7 protein-coding genes are annotated in these 11,960 nt (G+C 73.4%); 4 read left to right on the top strand and 3 right to left on the bottom strand.

Annotation, left to right across the window (positions count from 1 at the left end; all coding sequences use genetic code 11):
- Positions 1-87: 87 nt before the first annotated feature.
- Positions 88-1,941: a DNA helicase RecQ gene (recQ, locus tag ACGFIR_RS23865; protein WP_393002466.1), complete on the top strand. Its 1,854-nt coding sequence runs from the start codon at positions 88-90 to the stop codon at positions 1,939-1,941.
- 169 nt (positions 1,942-2,110) lie between these two features.
- Here the strand turns inward: recQ and ACGFIR_RS23860 are convergent, their stop codons facing one another.
- The gene (locus tag ACGFIR_RS23860; RefSeq protein WP_393147198.1) at positions 2,111-2,953 is read right to left on the bottom strand and encodes an NAD(P)H-binding protein; all 843 of its coding nucleotides are present in this window, start codon (positions 2,951-2,953) and stop codon (positions 2,111-2,113) included.
- A gap of 80 nt (positions 2,954-3,033) precedes the next feature.
- Between ACGFIR_RS23860 and ACGFIR_RS23855 the strand changes: the two genes are divergently transcribed.
- Positions 3,034-3,675 carry a TetR/AcrR family transcriptional regulator gene (locus ACGFIR_RS23855; RefSeq protein WP_393147196.1) on the top strand — a complete coding sequence of 214 codons (642 nt, stop codon included), beginning with the start codon at positions 3,034-3,036 and terminating at the stop codon, positions 3,673-3,675.
- A 62-nt stretch (positions 3,676-3,737) separates the two neighbouring features.
- Here ACGFIR_RS23855 and uvrC read toward each other — a convergent pair whose 3' ends face one another.
- Together uvrC and ACGFIR_RS23845 are read right to left on the bottom strand one after the other, a co-directional pair.
- Positions 3,738-5,726, bottom strand: coding sequence for an excinuclease ABC subunit UvrC (gene uvrC, locus ACGFIR_RS23850; protein ID WP_393147194.1), 1,989 nt, complete (start codon positions 5,724-5,726; stop codon positions 3,738-3,740).
- Between the two features lie 9 nt (positions 5,727-5,735).
- Positions 5,736-7,085: a jacalin-like lectin gene (locus ACGFIR_RS23845; protein ID WP_393147192.1), complete on the bottom strand. Its 1,350-nt coding sequence runs from the start codon at positions 7,083-7,085 to the stop codon at positions 5,736-5,738.
- A 224-nt stretch (positions 7,086-7,309) separates the two neighbouring features.
- Here ACGFIR_RS23845 and ACGFIR_RS23840 point away from each other — a divergent pair, with 224 nt between their 5' ends.
- The gene (locus ACGFIR_RS23840; RefSeq protein ID WP_393147190.1) at positions 7,310-10,552 is read left to right on the top strand and encodes a penicillin acylase family protein; all 3,243 of its coding nucleotides are present in this window, start codon (positions 7,310-7,312) and stop codon (positions 10,550-10,552) included.
- Between the two features lie 106 nt (positions 10,553-10,658).
- Positions 10,659-11,936 carry an MFS transporter gene (locus ACGFIR_RS23835; protein ID WP_393147188.1) on the top strand — a complete coding sequence of 426 codons (1,278 nt, stop codon included), beginning with the start codon at positions 10,659-10,661 and terminating at the stop codon, positions 11,934-11,936.
- Positions 11,937-11,960 lie beyond the last annotated feature (24 nt).

Raw genomic sequence — 11,960 nt, 5'->3', positions numbered from 1 at the left:
GGACGCCGTGGTCCGGCCCGTCGAGGTCCGGCGCGACCCGCCCGCTCGGTTCACCCGGCTGTCGGGGAGGGTTCGTAGAATCCCCGGATGGCTTCCCCCACCGACCTGCGTACCTCCGACGCGCTGGAGGTGCTGCGCCGCGTCTTCGGCTACGACGCCTTCCGCGGCTTCCAGCAGGAGGTGATCGACCACGTGGTGGCCGGCGGCGACGCGCTGGTCCTGATGCCCACGGGCGGCGGCAAGTCGCTGTGCTACCAGATCCCGGCGCTGGTCCGCGACGGCGTGGCGGTGGTGCTCTCCCCGCTGATCGCGCTCATGCAGGACCAGGTCGACGCGCTGACCGCGGTCGGCGTCCGGGCCGGCTTCCTGAACTCCACCCAGGATCTCGACGCCCGCCGGGAGGTGGAGCGGGCGTTCGTCGGCGGCGAGCTGGACCTGCTCTACCTCGCCCCGGAGGCGCTGGGCACCCGCGGTGTGCAGCAGCTGCTCGACCGGGGCCGGATCGCCCTGTTCGCCATCGACGAGGCGCACTGCGTGTCGCAGTGGGGGCACGACTTCCGCCCCGACTACCTCGCCCTGTCGATGCTGCACGAGCGCTGGCCGGACGTACCCCGCATCGCGCTCACCGCCACCGCGACCAGCGCGACCCGCGACGAGATCGCCACCCGGCTCAAGCTCACCGACGCCCGGCACTTCGTGGCCAGCTTCGACCGGCCCAACATCCAGTACCGGATCGTGCCCAAGCGCGAGCCGCGCAAGCAGCTGCTCGGTCTGCTGCGCGACGAGCACCCCGGCGACGCGGGCATCGTCTACTGCCTGTCGCGCGCGTCGGTGGAGAAGACGGCGGAGTTCCTCACCGCCAACGGTGTCGCCGCGCTGCCCTACCACGCCGGCCTGGACGCGGCGACCCGCGCCCGCAACCAGCAGCGCTTCCTGCGCGAGGACGGCCTGGTGATGGTGGCGACCATCGCGTTCGGGATGGGCATCGACAAGCCCGACGTCCGCTTCGTCGCCCACCTCGACCTGCCCAAGTCGGTCGAGGGCTACTACCAGGAGACCGGCCGCGCCGGGCGTGACGGGCTGCCGTCGACCGCCTGGCTGGCGTACGGGCTGCAGGACGTGGTGCAGCAGCGCAAGATGATCGAGACCTCCGACGGGGACCTCACCCACCGGCGCAACCTCGCCGCCCACCTCGACGCGATGCTGGCGCTCTGCGAGACGGTCCGCTGCCGGCGCGGGCAGCTGCTCGACTACTTCGGCGAGAAGGCGACCGCCGCCTGCGGCAACTGCGACACCTGCCTCAGCCCGCCGGAGTCCTGGGACGGCACGGTCGCGGCGCAGAAGCTGCTCTCCACGGTCTTCCGGCTCGACCGGGAACGCAACCAGCGCTTCGGCGCGGGGCACTGCGTCGACATCCTGCTCGGCCGCACCACCGACAAGATCACCCAGTACGGCCACGACTCGCTGACCGTCTTCGGCATCGGCACCGAGCTGCGCGAGGCCGAGTGGCGCGGCGTGGTACGGCAACTGCTGGCCGAGGGGCTGCTGGCCGTCGAGGGCGACTACGGCACGCTGGCCCTCACCGAGGCGAGCGCCGAAGTGCTGGGCCGCCGCCGCACGGTGATGATGCGCCGCGAGCCGGAGAAGGTGGCCTCCGCGCGGGCGGCCAAGCCGCGCGGGGCGGCCACGGTCGTCGCCGAGCTGTCCCCGGCCGCCGCCGAGGTCTTCGAGCGGCTGCGCGCCTGGCGGGGGGCCACCGCCAAGGAACAGGGCGTCCCGGCGTACGTGATCTTCCACGACGCCACCCTGCGGCAGATCGCCACCGACGCGCCGACGTCCCTGCGGGAGCTGTCCGCCGTCAGCGGCGTGGGCGAGAACAAGCTCGCGAAGTACGGCGAGCAGATCCTGACGGTCCTCGCCGACGGGGCCGGGCCGGCCTGAACCCGCCGCAGCCGGCGTCTCGCCCCCGGCGGCGGACACCATCGCCGCCGGGGCGAGCGGCTCTCCCGGGCGAAGGTGACCGGCCTCGGGCGGTTCCCGGTGGCTGAGGCCGGGGCGCCACGGGCCGAGGTGCGCCTCGTCCGCCCCTCTGCTTCGGCGTCCGACGTGGTCAGCGGAAGGCGTCGGCGTGCTCGGCCACGAACTCGGCGAGGGTGCGGGGCGGGCTACCGGTCACGTCGCGGACGACGCTCGTCGTGCCGGCCCAACGCCCGTCGCCGACGAGGCTCATCAGCGCGGCGAGGTCGTCGGCCAGGCCGGCCGGCATCCCGGCGAGGCGGAGGCGCTCGGCCATCTCGGACGGGGTCAGGTCGACGTACCGCACGGGGCGGCCCAGGGTCGCGCTCATCACCTCGGCGATCTCGGCGTGCGTCGGCGCCTCGGCACCGGTCACCACCAGCGTCGCGTCCTCCCCGACGGGCCGGGTCAGCACGACCGCGGCCACCGCCGCGACGTCCCGGGCGTCGACGTAGCCGACCCGGCCCGCGCCGTAGCTGCCGTGGAACCGGCCCTCGCCGTCGGCGAACACGACGTCGGCGGGGAGGTTCTGCATGAAGCCCACCGGCTGCAGGATCGTCCAGGGCAGCCCCGACCGCTTCAGGTGTGTCTCGACCTCGCCGTGCATGCCCTGGCCGAGCAGCCCACCGGGCGCGGCGTCCCGCACCGACACCTTCACCACCTGGGCGACGCCCACCTCGGCGGCGAGGTCGATGATCCTGCGCTGCTGGTCGACGAAGTTCGGGCCGAGGGAGCCGTTCAACAGCAGTCGCGCTCCCGGGGCGAGGGCCCGCCTGATCGAGCCGGGATCGTCGAAGTCGCCGAGCACGTAGTCGCCGCCCAACTGCGCGCCCTGCTGGTGCTGCCGGACGAACGCGCGGCGCGGCGCATCCCACCGGTCGAGCCGTTCGATCAGGGCCCGGCCGATCTGTCCCGACGCCCCCATCACCACGATCACGACTACCTCCTAAGCGGAATGATGCCCTCCGGTTTCGCGGGATAGAATAACCGGAGGGCTGCATTCCGGATAGGGGTCAGGTGAAGCGCGACAAGTCGGGAGCCGGGTCGCTGCGGGCAGATGCGTCCCGCAACCTCACCAAGATCCTCTCGGCCGCCCGTGCGGTCTTCGCGGAGGACGGACTCGCCGCCCCGATGGACCTGATCGCCCGCCGGGCCGGCGTCGGAATCGGCACGCTCTACCGCCGGTTCCCCACCCGCGACGCCCTCGTCGCCGCCATCGCCGAGGAGTACGTCACCGACCTCGTGGCCGTCACCCGTGAACTCGGCGAGGCCGAGCAGGACGTCCGGGCGGCGCTGTGCGGGCTGGTCGACTGGTGTGCGGAGCCGGGCCGCGGCGCCCTCGCGGCAGCCCTCGCCGACGTGCCCACGGAGCGGTTCCACGCCTCCCCGCCGTTCGCCCGGGCGCGCCACGAGTGGCTCGAACTCGTCGACGGCCTCGTCCGCCGTGGGCAGCGGGACGGGGTGGTACGCCCCGACATCGGCACCGGCGACGTCGTGGGACTGCTCAACCTCTTCGCCTGCCACCCCGACCGACTGCCGGGGCAGGTCGGCGTCCATCCCGGACGGTACCTGCGCCTCATGCTCGACGCGCTCCTGACCGGCCCGGCGCGGCTCGGCGAACTGCCCGGCGCGCCCGTCGATCTCGACGCCCTGCGGTGAGGGCTGACCCCTCCCGCTCGACGCCCTGCGGTGAAGGCTGACCCCTCCCGCTCGTGCCCGCGTCAGCGGCCCCGCTGCGGCGACCCGGCGTTGTCGCTGCCGTGCAGGCTGGCGAGGATCGCCTCGGCCGTACGCCGGCCCACGCCGGGCACCTCGGTGATCTCCTCCACGGTGGCCGCGGAGAGCCGCTTGAGCGAGCCGAAGTGCCGCAGCAGCGCCTTGCGCCGCACCTCCCCCAGGCCCGGCACGCGATCCAGCGCCGACTCGGTCATCCGCTTGGAGCGCCGCTGCCGGTGGAAGGTGATGGCGAAGCGGTGCGCCTCGTCGCGTACCCGTTGCAGCAGGTAGAGCCCCTCCGAGGTGCGCGGCAGGATGACCGGGAACTCGTCGTCGGGCAGCCAGACCTCCTCCAGCCGCTTGGCCAGGCCGCACAGCGCCACGTCGTCGACTCCCAGCTCCGCGAGGGCCTGGGCCGCCGCCGCCACCTGCGGCGCGCCGCCGTCGACCACCACCAGCTGCGGCGGGTACGCGAACCTGCGGGGACGCCCGGTGGTCGGATCGATGAGAGTGCCGACGCCGGGCTCGTCGGGCACACCCTGCCCCGCGGGGGCGGCCGGATCGTCGGCCGGCTCGACACCCGCCTCGCCCGTCTCGGCCCGGGCGTCCAGGTAGCGGGCGAAGCGGCGGCGCAGCACCTCCGACATCGCGGAGAGGTCGTCGGTGGCGCCCCGGATGATGAAGCGGCGGTATTCGCTCTTGCGGGGCAGCCCGTCCTCGAACACGACCATGCTCGCCACCACGTCGGTGCCCTGCATCTGGGAGATGTCGAAACACTCGATGCGCAACGGCGAGGTGCGCATGTCGAGGGCCTCGGTGATCTCGTCGAGCGCCTTGCTCCGGGTGGTCAGGTCACCGGCCCGGCGCAGCTTGTGCCGGGCGAGGGCGTCCTTGGCGTTGCGTTCGACGGTCTCCAGCAGCGACCGCTTGTCGCCGCGCTGCGGCACCCGCAGGCTCACCCGGCTGCCCCGGTGGCCGGAGAGCCAGTCGGCCAGGGCGTCGGCGTCGGCGGGCAGCGCCGGCACGAGCAACTCGCGGGGCACGTCGGCCTCGCCCTGCTCGCCGCCGTAGACCTGCGTGCAGAAGTGGTGCACCAGATCGCCCGTGCTCAGTTCCTCGGTCTTCTCCACCACCCAGCCGCGCTGGCCACGGACCCGGCCGTCGCGGACGTGGAAGACCTGAACGGCCGCTTCCAGCGGGTCGTCGGCGAACGCCACCACGTCGGCGTCGGTGCCATCGCCGAGCACCACGGTCTGCTTCTCCATCGCCCGGCGCAGCGCGGCCACGTCGTCGCGCAGCCGGGCCGCCCGCTCGAACTCCAACTCCTCGCTGGCCTCGGTCATCTCCCGTTCCAGCCTGCGGACCATCGTGTCGGTGCGGCCGGCCATGAAGTCGCAGAAGCCGTCGACGATCTCCCGGTGCCGCTCCGGGGTGACGCTGCCGACGCAGGGAGCCGAGCACTTGCCGATGTAGCCCAGCAGGCAGGGGCGGCCGACCTGGCTGGCCCGCTTGAACACCCCGGCCGAGCAGGTGCGGGCCGGGAAGACCCGCAGCAGCAGGTCGAGCGTCTCGCGGATCGCCCAGGCGTGCGAGTAGGGCCCGAAGTAGCGCACCCCCTTGCGCTTCGCGCCCCGCATCACCTGCAACCGGGGGAACTCCTCGTCGAGGGTGACCGCGAGGTAGGGGTAGGACTTGTCGTCGCGGTAGCGAACGTTGAAACGCGGGTCGTACTGCTTGATCCAGGTGTATTCGAGCTGGAGCGCCTCGACCTCGGTGCCGACCGTGACCCAGTCCACCGACTCGGCGGTGGTGACCATCTGCTGGGTGCGCTGGTGCAGGCCCCACAGGTCGGCGAAGTAGGAATTCAGCCGGCTGCGCAGGTTCTTCGCCTTGCCGACGTAGATCACCCGGCCGGTGCCGTCGCGGAAACGGTAGACCCCCGGTGACTCCGGGATGGTGCCGGGCGCGGGACGGTAGGTCGAGGGGTCAGCCACACTCCGAGACTAGCCGCCGGCCCCGACAGTCCAGATCACGCCGAGCTGGTCGACCTCGCTGCCGGAGCGGCCGAAGAAGCCGGCGAGCCGCCCGCCGGTCGGGGCGGTGTAGGTCACCGCGTCGGAGGTCGGCGTGCCGCCGGTCAGCGTACGCCCGAGATTGGTGGTGAACCGGGCGGAGAAGATCCGCAGCTTGCCGTCCTTCTTCCCCTGGGTGAGGGTGACCTGGGTGACGTGCTCGCCCTCGGCCAACGCGAGGGTGCCCGCGGTGCCGCCCGTGCCGCCGTGGGTGAGGGTGACGCCGTCGGCGAGGCCGACGCCGACCTGGTCGAGCCGGGAGCCGCCGCGCAGCGACACGGCGGTGACCCGGGGGCCCACCCGGTCGGCGTCGCTGAACGGGGTGCCGCCCGGACCGCCCCAGGTGTCGCTGGCCCGCAGCCCGCTGGCGAGGGTCCAGCCGAACCAGGCGGCGTGCGGATAGTGGTCGGACAGCGGCTCGCCGGCCGGGTCGAGGAACCGGGCGTGCTCGTTGTGGTAGCGCGTCAGGGTCAGCCGGACCAGCCGGTTGCTCCGGTACAGGATCTTGTCGACCACCTCGCAGGCGTTCGTGACGTTCGCCGGGTCGCAGTTCAGCGCGGGGCTGCCGATGGCCGGGGGCACCCCGCCGCGTTCCTGCTGCACCCACGCGTCGGTGAGGCCGTTGGCGGCCACCAGGTCGCGGACGTTGTCCCCGGCGCGGGTGTAGCGGGCGTTGAGGTCGCCCGCCACGATCACGGCGTTGCCGGCGGAGTTGGCCGCGATGTACGCGGAGAGCTGGCTGATGTTCGACCGGCGGGCGGCGAGGTCGGCCTCGGTACTGCCGGCGTTGGCGTGCACGTCGTAGAGGTCCACGAAGACCCCTTCGGCCAGCCGGGCCCGGGAGCGGCTGAAGCCCTTCGGGGTGAGGCAGTCGAAGCCGTTGCAGTCGTCCCAGGTGACCCGGACCAGATCGGCCACCGGGTGGTTGGACATCGTGTTGAGACCGTCGCCGAAGGGCACCCCGCCGCTGGTCGGGGTGCGGTACGGGTGCCGGTCGGTGGCGTACAGGTCGGCGTGGTAGTTGAAGTCCTCCTGGACGTGCACGATGTCGTAGGCGTTGACCCGCTCCCCGATCGGCCTGGTGTTGACGTCCGGCTTACTGCCGGACAGCGGCTCGGGCAGGCCGGCCACGTTGTAGGTGAGCAGCGAGAAGGCACCGGAGGTGACGGCGGCCGGGGCGGAGGTGCCGGCGGCCGAGGCGGCCGGCGCGGACGGGGCGACCAGGGTCGCGGCCAGGGCGGCGGCCAGCGCCACGGAGGCGGTCAGACGGGCGGATCTCATCCGGCGTCCCTTCTCGGCGGTGCGACCGGTCCGACCGGAACCAGCCTGGGGATCGAAGGCTATCGAATCGATCCGCCCAGCTCAATGCGCACGGGCAGATCCCGGACGACGCCACGATCGACGCCTTCCAATACCGCGTCGCTCCACATACGATTCGACAACTGAATGTTCTTCACGATCGGCCCCCGTCCCACGTCCTGATCCCCACCCCTCGGAGGATCACCATGTCCCGTCCCCGTCCCGCGCGCCGGCTGCTGGCCGGCGCGACCGCCGCCGTCGGCGTCGCGGCCCTGCTCGTCGCCGTCCCCACACCGCCCGTCGCGACCGGTGCTCCGGCCGCCACCGCCGTCACGACCACCTCCTTCGCCGCCAACGACTACTGCCTCGGCGAGTGCGCCGACATCGTGCCGCCCGGCCAGAACGGCAACGCCACCCTCGTCGAGATCCTCGCCCACCAGACCCTCGGCACGAAGCCCCGGCACTCCGCCGACCAGCTCGGCCGCTACGCCGACCTCGTCTACGGCTACGCCGGGCTACGCGAGGACCAGATCGGCAGCTTCTTCAACGACGCCTCCTTCGGTGTCCCGGCCGGGCAGGTCGAACGCGACTACTCCCCCCGCTCCGACGTGCGGATCGTGCGGGACAAGGCCCTCGGCATCCCACACGTCACCGGCACCACCCGGGCGGGCACCATGTACGGGGCCGGCTACGCCGGCGCCGAGGACAGGCTGTTCACCATGGACCTGCTGCGCCACGTCGGCCGCGGCACCCTCACCCCGTTCGCGGGCGGCGCGCCCGGCAACCGGGCGCTGGAGCAGAGCGTCTGGAGCAACTCGCCGTACACCGACGCGGACCTTGAGGCCCAGGTGAACGCCCTGCGCGCCAAGGGACCACGCGGCGAGCAGCTCTACGCCGACGTACGGGAGTACATCGCGGGCGTCAACGCCTACATCGGCGTGTGCATGGCCAACCGCAACTGCCCCGGCGAGTACGTGCTGACCGGGCACCTCGACGCGGTGACCAACAAGGGCGGCCCCGAGCCGTTCACGATGTCCGACCTGATCGCCATCGCCGGGGTCGTCGGCGGGCTGTTCGGCGGCGGGGGCGGCAACGAGATGCAGTCCGCGCTCGTCCGGATCGCCGCCCGCGCCAAGTACGGCCCCACCGAGGGCGACCGGGTGTGGGCGGCCTTCCGAGGCCAGAACGACCCCGAGGCGGTGCTGACCCTGCACGACGGGCAGAGCTTCCCGTACGGTGCGGCCTCCCCGGACGCCGCCAGCGTGGTGCTGCCCGATGCCGGCTCCGCCAGGCGCGAACCGATCTACACCGACCCCACCGGTTCCGCCACCGCCGCGAGCACCTCCAACCAGAGTTCGCAGCTGGCCGCCGCGCTGTCCGGGCTGACCATCGACCCGGCCCACCGGGGCATGTCCAACGCGGCCGTCGTCTCCGGCGCCCACACCACGTCCGGCCATCCCGTCGCCGTGTTCGGGCCGCAGACCGGCTACTTCGCCCCCCAACTGCTGATGGTGCAGGAGTTGCAGGGCCCCGGGATCAGCGCCCGGGGCGCCGCGTTCGCCGGCCTCAACCTCTACGTGCTGCTCGGCCGGGGCCAGGACTACGCCTGGAGCGCCACCTCGTCGACCCACGACATCACCGACACGTACGCGGTGCCGCTGTGCACCACCGACGGCAGCACGCCCACCCTCACCAGCAACCGCTACCTCTACCGGGGCCAGTGCGTGGCGATGGAGCGGCTCACCCGGAGCAACCGGTGGAGCCCGACCGTCGCCGACAGCACCCCGGCCGGGTCGTACACGCTGGTGGCCTGGCGGACGAACCTCGGCCTGGTCGCCTGGCGCGGCACCGTCGGCGGCAAGCCGCACGCCTTCACCCAGCTCCGCTCGACGTACCGGCACGAGGCCGACTCCGCGATCGGCTTCCAGATGTTCAACGACCCCGCCGTGATGGGCTCCGCCGACGCCTTCATCACCTCGGCGCACAACGTCGAGTACGCGTTCAACTGGTTCTACGTCAACTCCACCCAGTCGGCGTTCTTCACCTCCGGGCTCAACCCCGTACGCGCCGCCGGGTCGAACCCGAACCTGCCCATGAAGGCCGAGCCCGCGTACGAGTGGCAGGGCTACCAGCCGGCGACGAACACCGCGACGTACGCCCCGCTGTCCGCCCACCCCCGCTCGGTGGACCAGGACTACTACGTCAACTGGAACAACAAGCAGGCCAAGGACTTCGGGGCCGCCGACGGCAACTTCAGCTTCGGCGCGGTGCACCGGGGCGACCTGCTCGACCGGCCGCTGCGGGCGGGCCTCGCCGCCGGCAAGAAGTACGACCGGGCGTCGCTGACCGAACTGGTGGAGCGTGCCGGGCTGACCGACCTGCGCGGGATCGAGGTGCTCGACGAGCTGATCCGGGTGCTGGAGAGCCAGCCCGTGACCGACTCCGCCCTGGCCGCCGAGATCAGCCGGCTGAAGGCGTGGCGGGCGGACGGCGCGCTGCGCGTGGAGACGGCCAAGGGCTCGAAGGTGTACCGGCACGCCGATGCGATCCGTACCTTCGACGCCTGGTGGCCGCTGCTGGTGCGGGGGATGTTCGCCGCGCCGCTCGGCGCGGACCTGTACCAGTCGCTGGTCAGCGCCATGCAGATCAACGAGTCCCCCTCCGGGCTTCAGCAGGGCGACGCGTCGGACGCGCCCGGCTCGGCGAACGGCGCCCAGACCCACAAGGGCTCGGCGTTCCAGTACGGCTGGTGGGGCTACGTCGACAAGGATCTGCGGGCGGTGCTCGGCGACCCGGTCTCCGGCGGCCTCGGCCGCACCCACTGCGGCGGCGGCACCCTCGCCGGCTGCCGGCAGGTCCTCCTCGACACCCTGCGCAGCGCGGCGGCGACCCCGGCCGCCCAGACCTACCCCGGCGACTCGACCTGCGCCGCCGGCGACCAGTGGTGTGCCGACGCCATCGTCCAGTCGCCGCTGGGCGGGATCACGCACGACCCGATCGCCTGGCAGAACCGACCCACCTTCCAGCAGGTCGTCTCGTTCCCCGCACGGCGCGGAGACGACCTGACCAACCTGGCCGCCGGCCGGGCGGTGACCGCGTCGAGCACCCAGCTCGGCTATCCCGCCGTCCGAGCCGTCGACGGGAACCTGGGCACCCGGTGGGCCAGCTCCCGCAACGACAACCAGACGCTCACCGTCGACCTGGGCTCCGCCCAACCGGTCGGCCGGGTCGTGGTGGCCTGGGAGGCGGCGTACGCGAGGTCGTACCGGATCGAGGTCTCCGCCGACGGGACGACCTGGCGCACGGCCTGGTCGACCACGGCCGGCGACGGCGGCACCGACGTGCTGGCCTTCCCCACCGCGACCGCCCGGTACGTACGGCTGCACGGGGTGACCCGCGCCACCGAGTACGGCTTCTCACTGTGGGAGCTGTCCGTGTACGCCCGCTGACCGCAGCGACGGCGGCGACCCCGGCCCGGAAACCCCGTGCCCGCCCCACACGCCCTCGGCTAGCATCCGCCCCTGGCGATCCGAGGCGAGGGGGAGGCACGGGGACGTGGACGCGCACACCGCGACACGCAGCCGGGGCGCCGCCGTCCTCGTGGCGGCCCTCACCGTCGACTCGATCGGCAACGGGCTGTTCCTGCCCCTGTCGCTGGTGTACTTCCTGCGGCTGACCGACGTGCCCCTGGCGCTGCTCGGGGTGCTGCTCAGCGCGGCGACCGTGCTCACCCTGCCGGTGCCGCTGTGGGCGGGCTCGCTGGCCGACCGGCTGGGGGCGCTGCCGGTGGTGGTCGCCTCCCAGTTGCTACAGGCCGCCGGCTACCTGGCGTACGCCTGGGTGCGGGGACCGGTCGGCGTCTTCGCGGCGGCGGCGCTGGTCGCCGTCGGCGTGCGGTTCTTCTGGTCCACCGTCTTCACGGCGGTCGCCGACCACGCCGACGGCAGTCCGGGCGGCTGGACCCGCGACACCTGGTACGCGATCAGCAACGGCGCCCGTACGGCCGGCCTGGCCGTGGGGGGCCTGACCACCGGCGTGGTGGTGGCCGACGGGCGGGCGGGCACCTACCGCGCGGTGGCCTACGCGGCGGCGGCCTGCTTCGCCCTCGCCGCCGTGCTCATCGCCGCCTGCGTGCGGGTCCCGCCGCCCGCCGCGCGCCCGGCGGACTCCGGCCGGGGCGGGTACGCCGCCCTGGTCCGGGACCGGCCGTTCCTGGCCCTCATCGGCCTGAACACCGTCTTCGCCCTGAGCAGCATGATGCTCGGCCTGGCCCTGCCCACCGTGATGCTCACGGACCTGCGGGGCCCCGCGTGGCTGACCTCCGGCGTCCTGGCCGGCAACGCCTTCCTCGTCGCCCTGCTCTCCGCGCCCGTCGGCGCCCGCCTGCCGCGTCACCGCCGCACCCGCGCGGTCGCCCTGGCGGCGGCCCTGTGGACGCTCTGGGGACTCGCCATGGCCACCCTCGGCCCGGGGCGTCTCGGCGTGGTGGCCGCGTTGCTGGTCGCGGCGACGCTGCTGTTCACGGTCGCGGAGGTGGTGCACGCGCCGGCGTCGGCCGCGCTGGCCGCGGCTGCCGCACCGGTCGCCGCCCGGGGCCGGTACCTGGCGGCCTTCCAGTACTCGTTCGCCATCGCCTCGATGCTCGCGCCGGCCTTCTTCGGCGCCCTGTACGAGGTCGGCACCGCCGCGCCCTGGCTGGCGTTGGCGCTGCTCAACGCCGCCGGCGTCGCCGGCATCCTGCTGCTGGAGCGGCGCCTGCCGCCGAACGCCCTGCGCGACCCGCCGCCAGCGGACCAGCGGCCGAAAGCCGGCGCGGGCGCCCCGGCCGACTGACCGGCGCCGGCGCCCGGCGGGGCA

Source organism: Micromonospora sp. NPDC049051, from assembly GCF_043197575.1.
Taxonomy (GTDB): Bacteria; Actinomycetota; Actinomycetes; order Mycobacteriales; family Micromonosporaceae; genus Micromonospora.
The sequence above is the reverse complement of the archived record's forward strand: the minus strand, read 5'-3'. Positions and strand labels throughout refer to the sequence as shown.